General features: G+C 72.7%; 17 protein-coding genes. 13 read left to right on the forward strand and 4 right to left on the reverse strand.

Translation table 11 applies throughout. From position 1 onward, the window contains the following. The first annotated feature begins 38 nt into the window (after positions 1-38). Together FB465_RS24530 and FB465_RS24535 are read left to right on the forward strand one after the other, a co-directional pair. Complete coding sequence (locus FB465_RS24530) at positions 39-761, forward strand: response regulator transcription factor (protein WP_145793903.1); 723 nt, start codon at positions 39-41, stop codon at positions 759-761. 6 nt (positions 762-767) lie between these two features. Then, a complete protein-coding gene (locus FB465_RS24535) occupies positions 768-2,198 on the forward strand; it encodes a sensor histidine kinase (protein ID WP_145793905.1) in 1,431 nt (476 codons plus the stop codon). A gap of 50 nt (positions 2,199-2,248) precedes the next feature. On the opposite strand, the gene FB465_RS24540 is transcribed toward FB465_RS24535, so the two are convergent. Further along, on the reverse strand, positions 2,249-3,259 hold the full coding sequence (locus FB465_RS24540) for a TAXI family TRAP transporter solute-binding subunit (RefSeq protein ID WP_145793907.1): 1,011 nt from the start codon (positions 3,257-3,259) through the stop codon (positions 2,249-2,251). A 78-nt stretch (positions 3,260-3,337) separates the two neighbouring features. Here FB465_RS24540 and miaB point away from each other — a divergent pair, with 78 nt between their 5' ends. Further along, positions 3,338-4,834, forward strand: coding sequence for a tRNA (N6-isopentenyl adenosine(37)-C2)-methylthiotransferase MiaB (gene miaB / locus FB465_RS24545; protein WP_281292355.1), 1,497 nt, complete (start codon positions 3,338-3,340; stop codon positions 4,832-4,834). A gap of 19 nt (positions 4,835-4,853) precedes the next feature. Continuing rightward, the gene (locus tag FB465_RS24550; RefSeq protein ID WP_145793909.1) at positions 4,854-5,564 is read left to right on the forward strand and encodes a class III extradiol dioxygenase subunit B-like domain-containing protein; all 711 of its coding nucleotides are present in this window, start codon (positions 4,854-4,856) and stop codon (positions 5,562-5,564) included. Here FB465_RS24550 and FB465_RS24555 read toward each other — a convergent pair. Then, positions 5,554-5,799, reverse strand: a complete 246-nt coding sequence (locus FB465_RS24555; RefSeq protein ID WP_145793911.1) for an antitoxin — start codon at positions 5,797-5,799, stop codon at positions 5,554-5,556. The two genes, FB465_RS24550 and FB465_RS24555, sit on opposite strands and share 11 nt — an antisense overlap. A 125-nt stretch (positions 5,800-5,924) precedes the next feature. On the opposite strand from FB465_RS24555, the gene miaA reads away from it, so the two are divergent. From miaA to hflX, 5 genes are all read left to right on the forward strand, one after another. After that, positions 5,925-6,863, forward strand: a complete 939-nt coding sequence (gene miaA, locus FB465_RS24560) for a tRNA (adenosine(37)-N6)-dimethylallyltransferase MiaA (protein ID WP_145793913.1) — start codon at positions 5,925-5,927, stop codon at positions 6,861-6,863. A gap of 217 nt (positions 6,864-7,080) precedes the next feature. Further along, a complete protein-coding gene (locus FB465_RS24565) occupies positions 7,081-7,566 on the forward strand; it encodes a hypothetical protein (protein WP_145793915.1) in 486 nt (161 codons plus the stop codon). Positions 7,567-7,583: 17 nt separating this feature from the next. Beyond that, a complete protein-coding gene (gene dapF, locus FB465_RS24570) occupies positions 7,584-8,465 on the forward strand; it encodes a diaminopimelate epimerase (RefSeq protein WP_145793918.1) in 882 nt (293 codons plus the stop codon). 155 nt (positions 8,466-8,620) lie between these two features. Further along, a complete protein-coding gene (locus FB465_RS24575) occupies positions 8,621-10,933 on the forward strand; it encodes a RelA/SpoT family protein (protein WP_246192815.1) in 2,313 nt (770 codons plus the stop codon). A gap of 38 nt (positions 10,934-10,971) precedes the next feature. Beyond that, complete coding sequence (gene hflX / locus FB465_RS24580; RefSeq protein ID WP_145793921.1) at positions 10,972-12,477, forward strand: GTPase HflX; 1,506 nt, start codon at positions 10,972-10,974, stop codon at positions 12,475-12,477. A gap of 103 nt (positions 12,478-12,580) precedes the next feature. On the opposite strand, the gene FB465_RS24585 is transcribed toward hflX, so the two are convergent. Continuing rightward, a complete protein-coding gene (locus FB465_RS24585) occupies positions 12,581-13,750 on the reverse strand; it encodes a trypsin-like serine peptidase (RefSeq protein ID WP_145793923.1) in 1,170 nt (389 codons plus the stop codon). A gap of 67 nt (positions 13,751-13,817) precedes the next feature. Continuing rightward, entirely contained in the window at positions 13,818-14,969 is a 1,152-nt protein-coding gene (locus FB465_RS24590) for a trypsin-like serine peptidase (protein ID WP_145793925.1), read from the reverse strand. A 336-nt stretch (positions 14,970-15,305) separates the two neighbouring features. On the opposite strand from FB465_RS24590, the gene FB465_RS24595 reads away from it, so the two are divergent. The 4 genes from FB465_RS24595 to FB465_RS24610 are packed head-to-tail and all read left to right on the forward strand — an operon-like array spanning position 15,306 to position 20,769. Next, positions 15,306-17,075 (forward strand): IucA/IucC family protein, encoded by a 1,770-nt coding sequence (locus FB465_RS24595; RefSeq protein WP_145793926.1) that lies wholly within the window; start codon positions 15,306-15,308, stop codon positions 17,073-17,075. Beyond that, a complete protein-coding gene (locus FB465_RS24600; protein WP_145797564.1) occupies positions 16,967-17,650 on the forward strand; it encodes a GNAT family N-acetyltransferase in 684 nt (227 codons plus the stop codon). Before FB465_RS24595 ends, FB465_RS24600 begins: the two co-directional genes overlap by 109 nt. Then, on the forward strand, positions 17,643-19,001 hold the full coding sequence (locus FB465_RS24605; protein ID WP_145793928.1) for a lysine N(6)-hydroxylase/L-ornithine N(5)-oxygenase family protein: 1,359 nt from the start codon (positions 17,643-17,645) through the stop codon (positions 18,999-19,001). The genes FB465_RS24600 and FB465_RS24605 overlap by 8 nt, the downstream gene beginning before the upstream one ends. Positions 19,002-19,056: 55 nt before the next feature. Further along, on the forward strand, positions 19,057-20,769 hold the full coding sequence (locus FB465_RS24610; protein ID WP_145797565.1) for an IucA/IucC family protein: 1,713 nt from the start codon (positions 19,057-19,059) through the stop codon (positions 20,767-20,769). The last annotated feature ends 11 nt before the right edge of the window (positions 20,770-20,780 follow it).

Genomic DNA, 20,780 nt, shown 5'->3' on the forward strand with positions numbered 1-20,780 from the left:
CAGGCCTGACTCATGGATCCGACGGAAAGGAGGCCGGGGTGCGTCTGCTGCTCGTCGAGGACGACGAAAGGGTCGCCGCGGCGTTGGTCGCCGTGCTGGGCCGGCACGGCTTCCAGGTCCGCCACGCCCGCAGCGGGCACGAGGCGCTCGATGCGCTGGTGCCCGACGGCAACGAGCCGTACCGGGTGGTGCTGCTCGACCTCGGGCTGCCCGACCGGGACGGCTTCGAGGTGTGCAGCCGGATCCGTGCCCACAGCGGCGTCCCGGTGATCATGGTGACCGCGCGGGCCGACGTCCGCTCGCGCATCCACGGCCTCAACCTCGGCGCCGACGACTACGTCACCAAGCCGTACGACATGGGTGAGCTGCTCGCCCGGATCCACGCGGTGGCCCGCCGAGGACTCGCCGCGGCGCCGGAGCCGACCGAGCAGCCGCCGGCGCCCGGTCCGCTGGAGGCGCGCGGCATCAGCATCGACCGCGAGCGCCGCCGGGTGACTGTGCACGGCCGAGACGTGCCGCTCACCCGCAAGGAGTTCGACCTGCTCGCGCTGCTCGCCCAGAGCCCCGGCGTGGTCTACCGGCGCGAGCAGATCTTCAGCGAGGTCTGGCGCAGCGGCTGGGAGGGCAACGGCCGCACGCTGGAGGTCCACATCGGCTCGCTGCGCACCAAGCTGGCGCTGCCGGGCCTGGTCGAGGCCGTGCGCGGGGTCGGGTACCGGCTGATCCCCGAGCAGCCCGCCGACACCGAACCGGGGCGCTGACCGCTCGTGCGCAACCGCCTGCTCGGCATCCTGCTCTCCCTGATGGCCTGCGTGCTCGCGGCTCTCGGGGTGCCGCTGGCTGTCGCCGTGGCGGCCGCCGAGCAGAGCAAGGTGGTGGTCGACCGGATCGACGACGCGGCCCGCTTCGCTCAGGACATGCCCACCCAGGGCCGGCCGACGGCCGGTGCCGCGATGAAGGGCGACTCCACCCCGCTGCAGGGCGACACCAGCCGCCTGCACGCCCTGACCACCGAGGCCGCCCGCTACCACGAGCTGTACGGCGTGCGGGTCGGGATCTTCCACCGGGACGGCAGCGCGGTGGCCATAGCGCCCGACAACTGGCAGGTCCCGAGCGGCGGCTTCGGCTCGCAGGCCTTCCAGGAGGCGCTGGACGGGCGGCGCAGCCACAACCCGCCCCAGGTCTGGCCCTGGACGCCGGACCGTACGCTCACCGTCGCCGCCCCGGTGGTCCGCGACGGCGACGTGATCGCCGTGGTGCTCACCGACTCCCCGACCGGACCGCTGCGCGCCAGGGTGCTGCACCGCTGGATGCTGCTCGGCGCGGGCGAGGTCCTCGCCATGATCGTCGCCATCCTGCTGGCGATCCGGCTCACCGGCTGGGTCCTGCGCCCCGTCCGGACGCTGGACCGGGCCACCCACGACATCTCCACCGGCCGGATGAACGCCCGCGTTGCGGCCAGCGTCGGACCGCCCGAACTGCGCCGCCTGGCCCGCTCGTTCAACGACATGGCGGACAACGTGGTGCTCGCCATGGACCAGCAGCGGGCCTTCGTCGCGGACGCCTCGCACCAGTTGCGCAACCCCTTGGCCGCCCTGCTGCTGCGGGTCGAGCTGCTCGGTATGGAGCTCCCCGAGGGCCATGAGGAGGAGCTCGGCGGCGTCCGCGAGGAGGGCACCAGACTGGCGCGGGTGCTGGACGACCTGCTCGGCCTGGCCACCGCCGAGCACGCCAGGCCCGAGCCCGAGTCCGTCGATCTCACCGCCCTGGTGCTCGCCCGGATCGACGCCTGGCGCCCGGTGGCCGAGCAGCGGGGGATCCGGCTCGACTGGGACGGGCCGCCGTCCGCGCTCGGGCTGGCCGACCCGATCGGCCTGGGGAGCGCGCTGGACGCCGTGCTCGACAACGCGCTCAAGTTCACCCCGGCCGGGGAGCACGTCCGGCTGGGCGTGGAGACGCGCAAGCGGGAGGTCACGGTGACGGTCGCCGACGCCGGGCCCGGCCTCACCGAGGAGGAACTGGCCCGGGTGGGCGACCGCTTCTGGCGCAGCCCCCGCCACCAGAACGTGGACGGCTCGGGCCTCGGCCTCTCGATCGCCCGCACCCTGCTGCTCGCAGGCGGAGGCTCCCTCGACTTCGCCCCCGTCGACCCGACCGGCCTCGCCGTCCACCTGACCGTGCCACGGCTCAAGAGCTGACCCGCGCGCCCCTGGGGTTATCCCGCAGGACGCGTCTGGCTCCTGTGCCGCTACGGCTTCACGGAGGTGTAGTAGCGGCGGGCGCCCTCGTGGAGGGGGAGCGGGTCGGTGTAGACGGCCGTGCGGAGGTCCACCAGTTGGGCCGCGTGGACGCGGGCGCCGATCAGGTCGCGGCTGTCGATCACGGCCCGGGTCATGCCCTGCACCAGCAGCGGGTCGACGTCGTCGCGGGTGACCAGCAGGTTCGGGACGGCAAGGGTGGCCACCGCCGTAGCGATCGGGTGCGCCTGCGGGTACGCGTCGGCGGGGATGGTCGCGGCCCGGTACGCGTCGGTGCCGCCGCCCTCCCGAAGGTGGACCGCCTCGGCGAGGTCGCCCAGCGGCACGATCCGGATCGGGAACTGCTCGGAGAGGTCGGTCAGCGCCGCGGTCGGCAGGCCGCCCGACCAGAAGAAGGCGTCCAGCTTCCCCGCGCGCAGCTGGTCGGCGGCGTCGCCGACGCCCAGCATCGAGGCGGTGACGTCCCGGTCCGGGTCCAGCCCGGCCAGCGCGAGCAGGCGCTTGGTCACCAGGTTCACGCCGGACTTGCTCTGGCCGACGCCGACCCGCAGACCCTTGAGGTCCGCCGCACGCTTGACCGGTGAGCCGGCCGGGACGACCAGCTGCAGGTAGTCGTCGTACAGCCGGGCGATCGCCCGCAGCCGGTCCTTGCCCGGCCCCGGGTAGGTGGCGACGGCGTCGGCGGTCGCTATCGCGAAGGAGTCCTGGCCGGAGGCCACCCGCTCCAGGTTGTCGACCGACCCCTGGGAGTTGTCGAGCCGCAGCCGGACCCCGGGCATCGAGGTGCCGAGGTACTCGCGCAGCAGCTGCCCGTACTTGTCGTACACCCCGCGCGGCACACCGGTGGCGAACCCGCTCTCGCCCTTGGGGTAGCCGGCGGTGTCGGGCGAGGAGAGCCACCAGCCGCCGAAAGCCCCGGCCACCAGCAGCAACGCGGCGGCCGCGCGGCAGAGTCTGCTGCGGGCCGCCGCGCGCAGCAGGGCGGTCGGGGCGGAAGTCATGCGCTGGATACTGCCAGGCCCGGCCCTGGAACGGGAGAGGGTCACGGGTGCGGACCGTGGTCTCGTACTCTTGGGTCCGTGGGTACGAGCCAGGATTCCAAGAGCTACAAGGTCGTCACGTACGGCTGTCAGATGAACGTCCACGACTCCGAGCGCCTCTCCGGGCTGCTGGAGGACGCCGGATACGTGAAGGCCGCCCAGGACGGTGACCCCGACCTGGTGGTCTTCAACACCTGCGCCGTGCGCGAGAACGCCGACAACAAGCTGTACGGCAACCTCGGCCAGCTCGCACCGGCGAAGACCCGCAACAAGGGCATGCAGATCGCCGTCGGCGGCTGCCTGGCGCAGAAGGACCGCGACACCATCGTGCGCAAGGCGCCGTGGGTCGACGTGGTCTTCGGCACCCACAACATCGGGCACCTGCCCGCGCTGCTGGAGCGCGCCCGGGTCGAGCAGCAGGCCCAGGTGGAGATCCTGGAGTCGCTGGAGACCTTCCCCTCCACGCTGCCCACCCGCCGCGAGTCCGCGTACGCCGCCTGGGTCGCGATCTCGGTCGGCTGCAACAACACCTGCACCTTCTGCATCGTCCCCGCACTGCGCGGCAAGGAGGAGGACCGCCGCCCCGGCGACGTCCTCGCCGAGATCGAGGCGCTGGTCGACGAGGGCGTCATCGAGGTGACCCTGCTCGGCCAGAACGTCAACGCGTACGGCTCCGACCTGGGCGACCGCGAGGCCTTCTCCAAGCTGCTGCGTGCCGCCGGGCAGATCGAGGGCCTGGAGCGGATCCGCTTCACCTCGCCGCACCCGCGCGACTTCACCGACGACGTGATCGCCGCGATGGCCGAGACCCCGAACGTGATGCACCAGCTGCACATGCCGCTGCAGTCCGGCTCGGACACCGTGCTGCGGGCGATGAAGCGCTCGTACCGGCAGCAACGCTTCCTCGGGATCATCAACAAGGTCCGCGCGGCGATGCCCGACGCGGCGATCTCGACCGACATCATCGTGGGCTTCCCCGGCGAGACCGAGGAGGACTTCGAGCAGACCATGCACGTGGTCCGCGAGGCCCGCTTCACCAACGCCTTCACCTTCCAGTACTCCAAGCGGCCCGGGACCCCGGCGGCCGAGATGGAGAACCAGATCCCTAAGGCCGTGGTGCAGGAGCGCTACAACCGGCTGATCGCCCTCCAGGAGGAGATCTCCTGGGAGGAGAACAAGAAGCAGGTCGGCCGGACGCTGGAGATCCTGGTCGCCGAGGGCGAGGGCAAGAAGGACGACCGTACGGACCGGCTCTCCGGCCGGGCACCCGACAACCGGCTCGTGCACTTCACCCGGCCCACCGAGCCGGTCCGGCCGGGCGACACGGTGACCGTCGAGATCACCTACGCCGCGCCGCACCACCTGCTCGCCGAGGGGCCGACCCTGGCCGTCCGCCGTACGCGTGCGGGCGACGCCTGGGAGAAGCGCCAGGCTGCGCCCGCCGCCAAGCCCGCGGGCGTGATGCTCGGGCTGCCCACCATCGGTGCGCCCGCACCGCTGCCGGCCGCAGCGGGCGGCGACTGCTGCGGAGCCTGATCCGTCTAGAGTGATCGGCATGCTGGTTGCCGCTGCCGTCTGCCCCTGCCCGCCTCTGCTCGTACCCGAGGTCGCCGCCGGGGCGGCGCCCGAGCTGGAGCCGCTGCGCGCGGCCTGCGCGGAGGCGGTCGGGGAGCTGCTGGCCTCCGGCGCCGAACTGATCGTGGTGGTCGGCACCGGTCCCACCCCCGAGGTCTGGACCGAGGGCGGAGCCGGGTCGTTCCACCGGTACGGGGTCGAGCTGGCCGTCCGGCTGCCGTCGGGTGGGGTGGAGGGGCCGGAGCTGTCACCCTCGCTGACGGTCGGGGCCTGGCTGCTCGAGCAGGCCGGTGCGGTGCTGCCGACCCATGCCTGTGCGGTGCCCGCGGATGCCTCGTCCGCGCGGATGCTGGGCCTCGGCAAGGGCCTGGCCGACCTCGCCGACCGGGTCGGGCTGCTGGTGCTGGGCGACGGCAGTGCCCGCCGTTCGGTCAAGGCGCCCGGCTACCTGGACGAGCGTGCCGACGGCTATGACGCGGCGGCCGCCCGGGCCCTGGGCGCGGCCGACACGGAGGCGCTGGCGGCGCTCGACCCGGTGCTCTCGGCCGAGCTGCTCGCCGACGGCCGAGCCCCCTGGCAGGTGCTCGCGGGCGCTGCCCAGGGTGCCGGGCTGACTGCACGGCTGCGCCACGACGAGGCGCCGTACGGTGTCGGCTACTTCGTCGCCTCCTGGTCGCTGATCAGCTCGTAGGGCCCTCTTCCTCGTCCTTGGGCTTGGGCTTGCTGGCGAAGTGGTCGACCGCGTCCTTGGCCTTGTTGGTGCCGTGTTCGATCTTCTCGGTGTACTTGTGCTTGGTGACCTTGTCCGCGGCCGCGCCTGCCTTGTCCACCACGTCGTCGATCTTCTCCTCGTGCTTGCCGGTCAGTTCGCTGGCCTTCTCCTTGAGCTCCCCGGCCTTGCCCTTGAGGGTGTCCTTCAGGCTCATGGCTTCGTCTCCTTGCGCGGGTTCGCGGGTAGGAACCCGCCGTAACCATCCCAAACCATCCATATCCTTCCCCATGGAGATCAGCTGAGACACGTCGCCACTCGCGCTTTTGGGAGACTTGATCCGTGAGCAGCTCCCGTGTCCCCCAGCCCCGCGTCGTCTCCGTGGTCGGCGCGACCGCCGCCGGCAAGTCCGACCTGGCCGTCGCCATCGCCACCAGCCTCGGCGGCGAGGTGATCAACACCGACTCGATGCAGCTGTACCGGGGAATGGACATCGGCACGGCCAAGCTCACCCTGGACGAGCGCGGCGGCATCCCGCACCACCTGCTGGACATCTGGGACGTCACCGAGGCGGCCAGCGTCGCCGAGTACCAGCGCCTGGCCCGCGCCGAGATCGACCGGCTGCTGGCCGACGGCCGCACCCCCGTCCTGGTCGGCGGCTCCGGCCTGTACGTGCGGGCCGCCATCGACGAGATGGAGTTCCCTGGCACTGACCCGGCCGTCCGGGCCCGCCTGGAGGACGAGCTGGCCGAGGCCGGTTCCGGTGCGCTGCACCTGCGCCTCGCCGCTCTCGACGCGGCCGCCGCCGCTGCCATCCTGCCCAGCAACGGCCGCCGGATCGTCCGTGCCCTGGAGGTCATCGAGATCACCGGCCGCCCCTTCACCGCCAGCCTCCCCGGCAACACCGCGGTGTACGAGACGGTGCAGATCGGCGTGCAGGTGCCGCGGCCCGAGCTGGACGAGCGGATCACCCTGAGGGTCGACCGGATGTGGGAGGCCGGGCTGCTGGACGAGGTCCGCGCCCTGGAGAAGCTGGGCCTGCGGGAGGGCCGGACGGCCTCCCGGGCGCTCGGCTACCAGCAGGTGCTGGCCCACTTCGCGGGGGAGTGCGGCGAGGAGGAGGCCCGCGTGGAGACGGTCAGGGCGACCAAGCGCTTCGCCCGCCGCCAGGAGTCCTGGTTCCGCCGCGACGACCGCATCCACTGGCTCTCCCGGCCGGCCGGCGCCGACCCGGCCGAGCTCCTGGCCCGCTCGCTCGAACTGATCCGGCCTCAGATCTGACCGGTTCCGGCCATCGTCCGGTGCAGCTGCAGGTGCATGACGAACCGGGGGTTACGGCCGCATCACGTCCTGGCCACGGATCACCCGCCTACCCCTCAGGACGCCCTGTCGGCGGCTCTGGACATGCCATTATCGAGGGCATCAGGGGTCAGTCGCGCGGGCCGGCCTCACCGTTCGCAAATCCGCGAACTCGTGTCGAACCGTCAGGGGAGGCCGCGTGTCGACGGGTACCGGCCCCGAAACCGAGCAGCTGCCGCACAGTGCAGCCGACAGCACCGAGCTCACCCTGCCCGAACTGACGATGCCGACCTCGTACGCGATCGCCCTGCCCGCGCTCACCGACCTGGCCGCCCCCGGAGTGGTGCACGAGCGGGAGATCCGCCCGCGCCGCAGGCTCCGCTGGTGGCAGACCCTGCCGATCGCCCTGGTGGCCACCCTCGGCTCGCTGATGTTCGCCTTCCCGCTCGCCTTCGGCTCGGGTGACGGCGCCTCGTCCATGATCGGGATGCTCGGCCTGCTGCTCACCGCGGCCTCGGTCGGCTGGGGCGCGATGGCCGCCAGGGTCGCCGGCTACAAGTGGCCGGGCCTGCCGCGCCGGGGCAGCGGCCGCCGGGCGAGCCGGCGCGCGGTCGTCGTCTACACCCTGCTCGCCGTGGTCGCGGTGGCGCTGGCCGTCTGGCGGGTCGTCCACCTGCGGGGCTGATCAGTACTATCGGCTCTGTGAGCGCATCCACCTCGGCCGGTCTCCCCTTCCTCAAGGGCCACGGCACCCAGAACGACTTCGTGATCGTCCCCGACCCGGACGGCCTGCTCGACCTCGGCCCGGCCGCGGTGGCCAGGCTGTGCGACCGCCGGGCGGGCATCGGCGGCGACGGCCTGCTGCGCGTGGTGCGCTCCGCCGCGGACCCGGAGGCAGCGGCCCTCGCGGACCGGGCCGAGTGGTTCATGGACTACCGCAACTCCGACGGATCGATCGCCGAGATGTGCGGTAACGGTGTCCGGGTCTTCGCCCACTACCTGGTCCGCGCCGGCCTGGCCAAGCCCGGACCGCTGGCGGTGGCCACCCGGGCGGGCGTCCGGCAGGTCGTGGTCGCCGACGGCGACTCGGGTGAGGTCACCGTGGACATGGGCCGGGCGCTGCTGCCGGGGCCGGACGGGATCGAGGTCATGGTCGGCGACCGCAGCTGGCCGGCTCGCAACGTCAACATGGGCAACCCGCACGCGGTCGCCTTCGTCGAGGACCTCGACCAGGCCGGGAACCTGTGGACCGCGCCGCTGACCAGCCCGGACGGGGTGTACCCGGAGGGCGTCAACGTCGAGTTCGTGGTGGACCGCGGGCCGCGGCACGTCGCCATGCGGGTGCACGAGCGCGGCTCCGGCGAGACCCGCTCCTGCGGTACGGGCGCCTGCGCGGTGGCCGTGGCCGCCGCCCGTCGCGAGGGGATCGACCCGGCCGTCACGGGCGAGCCGGTCACCTACACGGTGGACGTCCCGGGCGGCCGCCTGGTCATCGCGGAGCACCCGGACGGGCGGGTCGAGATGACCGGCCCGGCCGAGATCGTCGCCGAGGGCGTCATCGAGCCGGGCCTGCTGTCCGGCTGAGGCGTCCGCTTTCCCCCGTTCCGCGATGAGTGAATCCCCCCGATCGAGTGATCTCGCTGACGGACGGGAAGCAACCCATCGCGGAACGTGCTGTGCTCGGTAGCATGGACCACCGGGTCGGGAGTCGCTCCGGTGGATCGCTGCCGGAGGTGCAGATGACCATCCGCCCCGAGGCGAGCGGGCGACTAGCGGAAGCCGTCCCGTCCGAGACCGGTCCTGCTGCCGGGGCCAAGCGCCCGCTGGGCCGGCTGAACCGCGCCGCGCTCGGCCGGGCCGGCCGGGCGGCGCTGCTGGCCACCGGCCGTACGCCCGTACCCGACGCCATCGAGCCCGTCGTCGAGGCCCACCGGCGCCACCACCCGCAGGCCGACCTCGCGCTGCTCAGCCGCGCCTACCGCACCGCCGAGGCCAGCCACCGCGGGCAGACCCGCAAGAGCGGCGAGCCGTTCATCACCCACCCGCTCGCGGTGACCATGATCCTCGCCCAACTGGGCGCCGGCACGACCACCTTGGTGGCCTCGCTGCTCCACGACACCGTCGAGGACACCGAGGTGACGCTGGACCAGGTCAGCGCGGAGTTCGGCCCCGAGGTGGCGTACCTGGTCGACGGCGTCACCAAGTTGGAGAAGGTCGACTTCGGTGCGGCCGCCGAGGCCGAGACCTTCCGCAAGATGCTGGTCGCCACCGGGGACGACGTCCGGGTCATGGTGATCAAACTCGCCGACCGGCTGCACAACATGCGGACGATCCGTCACATGAAGCCCGCCAGCCGGATCCGGATCGCCAAGGTCACCCGGGACGTGCTGATCCCGCTCGCCGAGCGGCTCGGCATCCAGGTGCTCAAGGCCGAGCTGGAGGACATCGTCTTCGCCACCCTCCACCCGGAGGAGCACGCCCGTACCCGTGCGCTGGTCGCCGCCCACGAGGCCGAGCCCGACCAGCTGCTCCAGCCCTTCGCGGACGCGCTCACCCGGCAGCTCGCCGAGGCCGGGGTCACCGCCACCGTGCTGGTCCGGCCCCGGCACGGGGTCTCGCTGCACCGGGTGCTGCTCAAGCGCACCGCCGCGGCCGGGCCCGACGGCCTCCCACAGGGCCTGCAGCCCGCCGACTTCGGCCGCCTGCTGGTGGTCGTCGAGGAGAACGCCGACTGCTACGCCGTCCTCGGCGAGCTGCACACCTGCTGGACCCCGCTGCCGGGCGAGTTCAAGGACTTCGTCGCCGCGCCCAAGTTCAATCTGTACCAGTCGCTGCACACCGCCGTCTCGCTCTCCGGCGGCGAGGTGGTCGAGGTGCTGGTGCGGACGCGGCAGATGCACCGGGTGGCCGAGTTCGGCGTGGTCGCCCTCGGCGACCCGCACCAGCCGGGAGGACAGCAGAGCGACGAACTCGACCGGACCGACCCGGCCCGCCCCGGTTGGCTCAGCCGCCTGCTGGAGTGGCAGCAGGAGACGCCCGACCCGGACACCTTCTGGTCCGCCCTCACCGCGGACCTCTCCGACGACCGCGAGATCACCGCCGTCACCGAGGACGGCGAGACCCTGCAGCTGCCCGCCGGGGCGAGCTGTGTGGACGCCGCCTACCTGCTCGGTGAGGAGACCGGCCACCGATGTCTCGGCGCTCGGGTCAACGGACGCCTGGTCGCGCTCTCCACCGCCCTCGGCGACGGCGACGTGGTGGCCGTCCTCACCGAGCAGGGCGGCCAGGCCGAGCCCGGCGCCGAGCCCTCGGGGCCGTCCCCCGAGTGGCTGGAGCACGTCCGGACGCCGCGTGCCCGGCTCGCCATCGAACGCTGGCTGGCGGACCACCCGGAAACAGGGCCGGGCCCCGATGACGAGGAGACCGGTCCGTCCGGCGCCCACCCCCTGCCGGCCGCCTCGCCGGCCACCCGGCGCGGTGAATCCCCGGTGGCCGTGGCGGGCCGGCCGGGTGCGCTCGTCCGGCTGGCCCGCTGCTGCACGCCCGTACCCCCGGACGCCGTCACCGGCTTCGTGATCAGGGGCGGCGCCGTCGCGGTGCACCGTACGGGCTGCCCCGACGGGGAGCAGATGCGCGCGGCCGGGCGAGGCCCGGTCGAGCTGGCCTGGGTCGCCGGGGCCTGCCCCCCGTGCGGGTACCGCGTCACCCTGCAGGCCGAGGCGCTCAACCGCCCCCGGCTGCTGGCGGACCTGACGGCTGTGATGTCCGCCGAGGGCATCGGCATCATCTCGGCCTCCGTCGAGCCGCCGGAGGAGCTCCGGGTGCGGCACACCTACACCATCGAGCTCCCCACGGCGGAGACGCTGCCTGCGGTGATGCGCGCCATGCTGCGGGTCTCCGGGGTGTACGACGTGTGCCGTCCGGGCTTCCGCAGCGGAAATGGGGATGACCCGGTCACGTCGGGCATGCGACCATCGAAGGGAATTCACGGCCGGTCCGTGGTGTTCACCGGAGGCAGAAGCGCCGGTGTCGACCGCGGCCCACAGGGGTAGGGGATGCGCACCGGCCTCCCGATCAAGCAAAGGACAAGATGACCTCCACGTTCGACAGCCGCAGCACTTCCAGCGAGTCCGCCCGGCGACTCGCGGACCTCAGGGCGGAAGCCCTCATGGACGAGGACCTCGCGGCGATCGACGAGGACCTCGACCAGCACTTCGACGGCGAGCAGTACGACCGCAGCGACCGCGCGGCCCTCCGCCGTGTTGCCGGCCTCTCGACCGAGCTCGAGGACATCACCGAGGTCGAGTACCGCCAGCTCCGCCTGGAGCGCGTGGTGCTCGTCGGTGTATGGACGGACGGCACGGCCGAGGAGGCCGAGAACTCCCTCGCCGAGCTCGCCGCGCTGGCCGAGACCGCCGGCTCCCAGGTGCTCGACGGCGTGATCCAGCGCCGTGACAAGCCCGACGCCGCCACCTACATCGGCTCCGGCAAGGCGAAGGAGCTTCGCGACATCGTCGCGGCGACCGGTGCCGACACCGTGGTCTGCGACGGTGAGCTCACCCCGGGCCAGCTGATCCACCTCGAGGATGTCGTCAAGGTGAAGGTCGTCGACCGGACGGCCCTGATCCTGGACATCTTCGCCCAGCACGCCAAGTCCCGAGAGGGCAAGGCGCAGGTCTCGCTGGCGCAGATGCAGTACATGCTTCCCCGGCTGCGAGGCTGGGGCCAGTCGCTCTCCCGGCAGATGGGTGGTGGTGGCTCCGGCTCGTCCGGCGGCGGTATGGCCACCCGTGGTCCCGGTGAGACGAAGATCGAGACCGACCGTCGTCGGATCCGCGAGAAGATGGCGAAGCTCCGCAGGGAGATCGCCGACATGAAGAAGGGCCGGGACACCAAGCGCCAGGAGCGCAAGCGTCACCAGGTCCCCTCCGTGGCCATCGCGGGTTACACCAACGCCGGCAAGTCCTCCCTGCTCAACCGGCTCACCGGCGCGGGCGTGCTGGTGGAGAACGCGCTGTTCGCCACCCTGGACCCGACCGTGCGCCGGGCGCAGACCCCGAGTGGCCGGCTCTACACCCTGGCCGACACCGTCGGCTTCGTCCGGCACCTGCCGCACCACCTGGTCGAGGCCTTCCGCTCGACCATGGAGGAGGTCGCCGACGCGGACCTCATCCTGCACGTGGTGGACGGCTCGCACCCCGAGCCGGAGACGCAGCTGGCCGCCGTGCGCGAGGTGATCGTCTCGGTCGAGGCACAGAACGTGCCGGAGATCGTGGTGATCAACAAGGCCGACGCCGCCGATCCGCACGTGCTGCAGCGCCTGCTGCGCCGTGAGCCGCACGCCATCGTGGTCTCCGCCCGCACCGGGCAGGGCATGGACGAGCTGCTCAAGCTGATCGACGACGAGCTGCCGCGTCCGGCGATCGAGGTCCTGGCCCTGGTCCCGTACACCCGGGGCGACCTGGTCTCCCGGGTGCACGCCGAGGGCGAGCTGCTCTCCACCGAGCACACCGGCGACGGCACACTGCTGCGCGCCAAGGTGCCCGCCGAGCTGGCCTCCGAGCTGGAGCGCTTCACGGTCGTCACCCAGGGCTGAGGCTCGGGGTATCCCAGGGGCGCGGGGAACTGCGCGAAGCGGGAGGCTGCGAGCCGTAGCCTCCCGGTTTCGCGCAGGTCCCCGCGCCCCTGTTGTTGCTACGTCAGTCCTTCTTCTGGCTGATGTAGTCGAACATCTGCTTCGCCTGGGCGCCGAGCGCCGGGCCCGCCATCCAGGCCGCCGGACGCGGGCCGATCGAGTTGTTGCTGATCAGTGCGGGCTTGCCGCCGCGGTTGACGAACCAGCCGCCGCCGCTGGAGCCACCGGTCATGGTGCAGCCGATGTTGTACATCGACGGGCGGCTCGCGTCGAAGGAGAGCCGGGCGGGCTTGACCGTCGAGTCGCAGTGCTCGAGCTCGCGGCCGTCGAACGGCGCGGCCTGCGGGTAGCCGTACGCGAAGGCCGAGGTGATCTGGTCCCGCGGGGCGTTGAACCAGACCGGCACCGAGCTGCCCACGGTCTCCTCCAGCGAGCGGCCGTCGCCGCTCTCGGAGTGCACCCGGATCACGCCGAAGTCGTACTGGCTGGCCGGGCCGCCCTTGTGGCCGCCCTCCTCGACCCACTGCGGCGAGACGACGGCGTAGTCGGCGGCCCAGCTGCCGTACGGGGCGAGCTGCGCCTCGGTGGCGCGCTTGCCCCCGCTGGCGGCGCCCGCGCGGTTGAACGACGGGACGAAGCTGATCTTCTTGAACCAGTCGCCGCCCTTGCCCTCGTGCAGGCAGTGCGCGGCCGTCCAGACCAGGTTGCTCCTGCCCGGGTGGGCCGGGTCGCTGACCACGGTGCCCGAGCAGACGGCGCCGGTGTCCGCGTCGACGGTCATGAAGATCTTGCCGAGCACCGCGGTGCTCGCGCTGTACGGGTGCTGCTGCGGCTTGGCGGTGATGACGCTCGGCTGGGGGTCGTTCTCCGGAGCCGTGGTGGTGGACTGGATGCCCGCCTCCTGCGGGTCCATGCCCTTGGCGCCCTCCATCCTGGTGAGGTCCCAGAAGCCCTTGACCAGGTCGTTCTTGAAACCGTGCGCGTCGGCCCACTTGGACCAGTCGGACAGGCTCCAGTTCTTCAGGTCCTGCAGGTTGAGGTCCTTCAGGCTCTTCGGCAGGCTGAGGCCGGCCTTGCTGCTCGGCGAGGCGGTGGCACTCGCGGGCGGGGCCGCCTTCGGAGAGGTGTCGTCCTCGGGGCCGCAGGCGGTCGCGGCCAGAGCGAGGACGGTGAGCACAGCGGCGGCCGGACCGGCCGTGCGGCGGATCGGTGCTGTGCGGGCGTCAGATGGCATGTGTTCGGTTCCCCGTGGTGATGGTTGTCCAGCTGAGGGTGGTACGTCTTGGCGCCACGTCGTGGCGCTACTTCTTGGCCAGGTAGTCGAGAGCCTGCTTGGCGACGCTCTCCAGGTACGGGCCGCTGAGCGAGGTGTGCTCCAGCGTCCCGATCGAGGTGTTGCTGACCAGGGCCTGGCGGCCGTCCGGCATGGTGGCGAACCAGCCGCCGCCGCTGGAGCCCGCGGTCATGGTGCAGCCGATCGTGAGCATCGAGGGCCGCTTGGGGTCGAACGAGAGCCTGACGGGTTTGCCGCCGTCGCACCGGTTCAACTCCCGTCCGTCGAAGGGTTTGACGGCCGGGTAGCCCCAGGCGGAGATGGTCAACTGCTCGCGCGGAGCGTCGAACCAGACCGGCACGGCGGTGCCGACCGTCTCCTCCAGGGACTTGGAACCGCCGTCCGGGTTGTGCACCTTCAGGACGGCGAAGTCGTACTGGCTGGCCGAGTTGCCGCTGTGGCCGCCCTCGGCCGTCCACTGCGGGGAGGTGATGACCTTGTCGGCCCACCACTGGCCGAGCGGGGCGACCTGCGCCAGGCTCGCCTTCCTGCCCCCGCTCGCGGCACCCGAGCTGTTGTACGCGGGCACGAAGATGATGTTCTTGAACCAGTCCCCGCCCTTGCCCTCGTGCACGCAGTGCCCGGCCGTCCAGACCAGGTTGCTCTTCCCGGGGTGCGCCGGGTCGGCGACCACCGTGGCGGAGCACTGGCCGGTGCCGCCGCCCGGCGCGGTCGAGAAGACCTTCCCGGAGGCCGCGTACCTGGTGTAGGGGCGCGGCACCGCCACGGCCTGGACCGGAGCCGGCTCGGGGTCGGTGACGCCGCTGTCGGCGGGCGGCGGAGTGACGGGAGCGGGCTGCTGCGGCTGGGCGCCGTTCATCCGGTCCGGGTTCCAGAGGTCCTTGACGACCGGGTTGTTGAAGACGTGCTTGGACGCCCAGTTGTCCCAGTCCTCGAACTTCCACTTCCTGAGCTCGTCCCAGCTCTTCGGCAGCCCGTCCAGCAGACCCGAGGGCAGGCTGGTCGGCAGGTGCAGCCGCCCCCCGGAGCCACCGGTGGCCGAGGCCGACGCGGGCGGCGGGGCGGCCTTGCCGCCGTCGTCCCCGGGGCCGCAGGCGGTGGCGGTCAGCAGGGTCGCCGCGGCGAGTGCCGCGAAGGCCGTTCGGCGTAGCGATGACATGGCTCAGCCCCCCGTGGCATGTGCGCTTGGACGGCCCGGACCGGCGGCCGGGCACCGGTGGAGTCTCCCACCTCGGAGCAGGACGGCGGTGGCCACCCCCTGGTTGCGCGGGTTGACGGATGGTCACCTTTCCGTGACCGGGTCTCCTCGATTCTCACTCCGACGGGTGAGTGATCGGACGGTATTCACCACAACGAGTGAGCCGATCTTGTGATCACCCGTCAGGGCTAGGTAACCCTTACCTGTGGCGTCCGGGAAGCGTCCCCCACACCCTCGCCTTCCCACCGCCCCCGACCCTCCCAGCGCCCGCAGTCCCACGCGCCCCTAGGAGCAGCCTTGAGCACCGCCCTCACCGGAGCCCCGCCCGCAGTCCCCCACCAGTCGAGCGAGCCGGACCGGCTGCTCGATCCCGATCCGGCGGTGGCGGCGGAGCAGGCCGGGGTGGAGAGCCTGCTGCGCTGCTGGGCAAGGGAGACCGGTGCGGTCCCGGGGGCCGACGGGCTGCTGCGGATCCCGGTGCTCGGCGGTGCGGCGCAGCTCGCCGCGCCCGTACGCCACTGGTCGGCCTGCGGCTGGCACCGCTTCGGCCCGGTCGTCCTGGCGGGGGCCGACGGGGGGCCGGACGCCCCGGTGGACGCCGTCACCGTGGCCGCCCTGGTCGCCAGTGCGGTCGCCGAGCGGCCCGACCCGGGACAGATCGCCGACCTGGCCTCCCGGGTGGCCGACTCGGTGGTCCGCACCGCGGACGTGCTGGCGTACCGCCGCGGGGCCGAGGAGCCGGCCTCCTGGCCCTTCCTGCGGGCCGAGCAGTCCCTGCTGCTCGGCCACCCGCTGCACCCGACCCCGAAGAGCCGGGACGGCCTCGGGCCGGCGCAGAGCGCCGCGTACTCGCCCGAGCTGCACGGTGCCTTCCGGCTGCACTGGTACGCGGTCGACCGTGAGCTGCTCGCCGCCGACTCGGCCGCGGGGCTCGACGCCGACCGGCTGACCGCCCAACTGCTGGGCGATCCCGGCCTGTTGCCGCCGGGCACCGCTGCCCTGCCGCTGCACCCCTGGCAGGCCCGCGAGCTGGCCCTGCGGCCCGCCGTCGCCGAGCTGCTGGCCACCGGCGGGCTGCACGACCTCGGCGTGCAGGGCGAGTTGTGGTACCCGACCTCGTCCGTCCGGACCGTCTGCCGCCCCGGCAGCCCGTGGATGCTCAAGCTCTCGCTCGGCCTGCGGATCACCAACTCCCGCCGGGAGAACCTCCGCAAGGAGCTGCACCGCGGTCTGGAGATGCACCAGCTGCTGGAGGCAGGTCTCGGCGCCGAGTGGCGGGCCGCCCACCCCGGCTTCGACATCGTCCGCGACCCGGCCTGGATCGGGGTGGACCTCCCGGGCCTCGACGACCCGAACGGACTGGACACCGTGCTGCGGCAGCAGCCCTTCGGCCCCGACGAGCGAGCGCTCTGCGTGGCCGGGCTGGTCGCCGAACGGCCGCTCGGCCGGGTCGACTCGCACCTCGGTGACGTCCTGCGGACCCTGGCCGCGCGCAGCGGACGGCCGGTGCCGACCGTCGCCGCCGAGTGGTTCCTGCGCTACCTCGACGCCATGGTGCTGCCCGTGCTCTGGCTGGACGGGCAGGCCGGCATCGCGCTGGAGGCGCACCAGCAGAACAGCCTGGTGCTGCTGGACGAGGAGGGCTGGCCGGTCGGCGGCCGCTACCGGGACAACCAGGGCTACTACTTCAGGACCTCGCACGCCGACCGGCTGGACGCCCGGCTGCCCGGCATCGGCAAGCTGAGCGACACCTTCATCGACGACCGGGTGATCGACAAGCACTTCGCCTACTACCTCGGGATCAACCACATCCTCGGGCTGATCGGCGCTTTCGGCTCCCAGCAGCTCGCGGACGAGCACGTGCTGCTGGCCGCGCTGCGCCGGTTCCTGGCGGGCCCCCGGGCCGCCGCCACCGGGTCCGGCCTGGCCCGGCACCTGCTGGAGGCGCCGTCCCTGCACTGCAAGGCGAACCTGCTCACCCGGCTGCACGGGATGGACGAGCTGGTCGGCCCGGTCGAGACCCAGTCGGTCTACGTCGACATCCCCAACCCGGTGGCCGCCGCGTGATCCTGGACGGCCTGCAGGAGGTGATCCCGACCACCGCCGGGGAGTTCCGGCTCCGACCGGTCCACCTCCCGGACGACCTGCCGCAGCTGGCCGAGTGGATGAACGACCCCGCGGTGGCGGCCTTCTGGGAGCTGGCCGGCCCGCCGGGAGTCACCGAGCAGCACCTGCGCCCCCAGCTCGACGGCGACGGCCGCAGCCTTCCCCGTCTGGGGCTGCTGGACGGCGTCCCGATGAGCTACTGGGAGATCTACCGCGCCGACCTCGACCCGCTCGCCCGGCACTACCCCGCACAGCCCCACGACACCGGCGTCCACCTGCTGCTCGGCCCCGCCGGCACCCGCGGCCGGGGCCTCGGCAGCACCCTGCTGGCGGCGCTCGCCGAACGGATCCTGCAGGCACGGCCCGCCTGCGGCCGGGTGGTCGCCGAACCCGACATCCGCAACACGCCCTCGGTACGGGCCTTCCGGAACGCCGGCTTCGAGCTCGCCGCCGAACTCGACCTGCCCACCAAGCGCGCGGCCCTGATGATCCGCCGCCGCCCCCAGACCCCTCTCCGAACAGGACGGCATGGATAACCCGCAGCCCGAGCCGTACGACCTCCTCGGTGTCGGCATCGGCCCGTTCAACCTCTCCCTGGCCGCGCTGGCCGACCAGGTCAGCGGCCTCAGCTCGCTGTTCTGCGAGGCCAGGGAGGAGTTCCGCTGGCACCCGGGGATGCTGGTCGACGGGGCCAGGATGCAGGTCCCGTTCCTGGCCGACCTGGTCACGCTGGTCGACCCGACCAACCCGTGGTCCTTCCTCAACTACCTGCGCGACCGGGAGCGGCTCTTCCCGTTCTACTTCGCCGAGCGCTTCCAGCTGCCGCGCCGCGAGTACGACCACTATTGCCGCTGGGCGGCCGAGCGCCTCGTCAACTGCCGCTTCGGCACCGCCGTCACCGCGCTGCACTGGTCCGAGGAGCACGAGCTGTACCGGGCCGAGACCGGCCGCGGCGAGGTCTGGGCCAGGAACGTCGTCCTCGGCGTCGGCACCCGTCCGGGACACCCCGAGGCCTTCGCCGCGCTGCGCGGCCACCCCCGGGTCTGGCACTCCGCCGACTACCTCGACCGCCGCCACAGCCTCGACGCCGCCCGCGACATCACCGTGGTCGGCTCCGGCCAGTCCGGTGCGGAGGTCTTCCTCGACCTGCTGCGCACCCGCGGCGGCGACGGCACCCGGCTGCGCTGGCTGACCAGGACCCGGGCGCTGGCCCCCATGGAGTACTCCAAGCTGGGCCTGGAGCACTTCACGCCCGACTACACCCGGTACTTCCAGAGCCTCGATCCCACGGTCCGCGACCAGCTGGTCGAGGCCCAGTGGCAGCTGCACAAGGCCGCCAGCGCCGAGACCCTCGCCGAGATCCACGACCACCTCTACGAGCGCACCATCGGCCGCCCGCTGGACGCCGACCCGGTCGAGATCCTTCCCGGCACGGCCGTCACCGAGGCGCTGGCCGGGCCCTGCGGCGGCTTCGAACTGAGCTGCCGCCACGTCGACTCGGGCGCCGAGCACCTGGTACGCACCGACGCCGTCGTGCTCGCCACCGGCTACCGGGCGGTCCGCCCGGCCGCGCTCGACCCGATCGCCGAGCTGATCGACTGGGACGAGCACGGCCGCTACCGGGTCGACCCGGACCACCGGGTGGCCACCCGGCCCCGGCTCACCGGCGGCCTGTACGTCCAGAACGCCGAACTGCACACCCACGGGGTCGGGACCCCGGACCTCGGCCTCGGCGCCCACCGCGCCGCCGTCATCCTCAACGCCGTCGCCGGGAAGACCATCCACCGGCTGCCCGCCCGCACGGCCTGGACCAGCTTCGCCCCGCCCGCCGCCACCGTGCTCCCGCGACCCCAGGAGGGGAACCGTGCCGCAGCAGCCACCCGCTGAGCTCTACCTGCCACCGCAGCTCACCCCCGAGCACTGGCAGCGGGCCCGCCGGGCGATGCTCGCCAAGATGATCGGCGAGTTCGCGTACGAGGAGCTGATCAGCCCGGTCGCGGACGGCGACGGGTACCTGCTCGAGGTCCCGGGCGCCGAGTACCGGTTCACCGCACGCCGGGGGGCGTACGGGAGCTGGCAGGTCGACCCGGCCTCGGTCGGCTGCGCCGCGGACCCGGACGGGGACCCGTTGCGCTTCGTCCAGCTGGCCCGTGGGGTGCTCGGCCTCTCCGGGGACACCCTCGGGCACCTGCTCCGCGAGCTCACCGCCACCCTGCTGGCCGACGCGCACCAGATCGCCACCGAGCTGACCGCCGCCGAACTGGCCGACCTCGGCCATGTCGAGCTGGAGGGCCGGCAGAGCGGGCACCCCTGGATCGTCCCCAACAAGGGCCGGCTCGGCCTCTCGGCCCGGGACACCGCAGGCTGGGCGCCGGAGGCCCGTACACCGCAGCGGCTGCCGTGGATCGCGGTGCACAGGCGGCTCGCCTCGTTCCGTGGGCAGGAGGACCTCTACACGCACGAGCTGGACACCGCGTTCCGCGAGCAGCTCGGCGAGCGGGCGGGGGAGTACCTGCTGCTGCCCGTCCACCCGTGGCAGTGGGACGAGGTGGTCGTGCCGCTCTTCGCCCCCTGGATCGCCTCCGGCGAGATCGTGCCCCTGCCCAGCGACGGCGACCTGAGGCTGCCGCAGCAGTCGATCCGGAGCTTCTTCAACCTCAGCCGCCCGGACCGCTGCACCGTCAAGCTGCCGCTCTCCATCCTCAACACCCTGGTCTGGCGCGGCCTGCCGACCGAGCGCACCCTCGCCGCCCCGGCGGTCACCGCCTGGATCCACGGGCTGCGCGACGGCGACCCGTTCCTGCGCGACGAGTGCCGGGTGATCCTGCTCGGCGAGATCGCCTCCGTCACCGTCGACCACCCGCTCTACCGGGAGCTGCCGGAAGTCCCGTACCAGTACAAGGAACTGCTGGGCGCGATCTGGCGCGAGCCGCTCGGCCGGTACCTGAAGCCGGGCGAGCGCGGCCGGACCCTGGCGTCCCTGCTGCAGACCGGCTCCGACGGCGGGGCGCTGGTCGCCGAGCTGGTCGCCCGCTCGGGCCTCCCCGCCAGGGACTGGCTGCGCCGGCTGTTCGCGGTGATGCTGCCGCCGCTGCTGCACTTCCTCTACCGCTACGGCACGGTCTTCTCCCCGCACGGCGAGAACGCGATCGTGGTCTTCGACGAGCAGGACAGGCCGGTCCGGCTGGCCGTCAAGGACTTCGTGGACGACGTCAACATCAGCGACCAGGACCTGCCCGAGCTGGCCGGCCTGCCGGCGGAGGTCGGCGAGGTCCTGCTGCGCGAACCCCCGGAGTTCCTCTGTCAGTTCCTGCACTCGGGGCTGTTCATCGGGGTGTACCGCTTCCTGGCGCCGCTCTTCGAGGAGCAGCTCGGGGTGGGCGAGGCCGAGTTCTGGGCACTGCTGCGCGAGCGGATCATGGCGCACCAACGGCGCTTCCCGGAGCTCACCGACCGCTTCAAGCTCTTCGACCTCTTCACCCCGCGGATCGAGCGGCTCTGCCTCAACCGCAACCGGCTGCTGCTGGACGGCTACCGGGACCGGCCACAGCGCCCGCACGCCGCCGTGCACGGCGAGGTCGACAACGCCCTGCACCCCGGCGGACCGAGTGTGCTGCCCACCCAGAGGGACCGGATTGTCACTCCGGCCCCGTAGGGTGGAACCGT

This window comes from Kitasatospora atroaurantiaca, from assembly GCF_007828955.1.
Taxonomy (GTDB): Bacteria; Actinomycetota; Actinomycetes; order Streptomycetales; family Streptomycetaceae; genus Kitasatospora; species Kitasatospora atroaurantiaca.

What these genes read in the sequence shown, in the direction of transcription:
- FB465_RS24605 (WP_145793928.1), top strand. Translation starts at nt 17,643, where the DNA reads ATGGATAACCCGCAGCCCGAGCCGTACGACCTCCTCGGTGTCGGCATC.
- FB465_RS24575 (WP_246192815.1), top strand. Translation starts at nt 8,621, where the DNA reads ATGACCATCCGCCCCGAGGCGAGCGGGCGACTAGCGGAAGCCGTCCCG.
- hflX (WP_145793921.1), top strand. Translation starts at nt 10,972, where the DNA reads ATGACCTCCACGTTCGACAGCCGCAGCACTTCCAGCGAGTCCGCCCGG.
- FB465_RS24555 (WP_145793911.1), bottom strand. Translation starts at nt 5,799, where the DNA reads ATGAGCCTGAAGGACACCCTCAAGGGCAAGGCCGGGGAGCTCAAGGAG.
- FB465_RS24585 (WP_145793923.1), bottom strand. Translation starts at nt 13,750, where the DNA reads ATGCCATCTGACGCCCGCACAGCACCGATCCGCCGCACGGCCGGTCCG.
- FB465_RS24610 (WP_145797565.1), top strand. Translation starts at nt 19,057, where the DNA reads ATGCTCGCCAAGATGATCGGCGAGTTCGCGTACGAGGAGCTGATCAGC.
- FB465_RS24590 (WP_145793925.1), bottom strand. Translation starts at nt 14,969, where the DNA reads ATGTCATCGCTACGCCGAACGGCCTTCGCGGCACTCGCCGCGGCGACC.
- FB465_RS24550 (WP_145793909.1), top strand. Translation starts at nt 4,854, where the DNA reads ATGCTGGTTGCCGCTGCCGTCTGCCCCTGCCCGCCTCTGCTCGTACCC.
- FB465_RS24540 (WP_145793907.1), bottom strand. Translation starts at nt 3,259, where the DNA reads ATGACTTCCGCCCCGACCGCCCTGCTGCGCGCGGCGGCCCGCAGCAGA.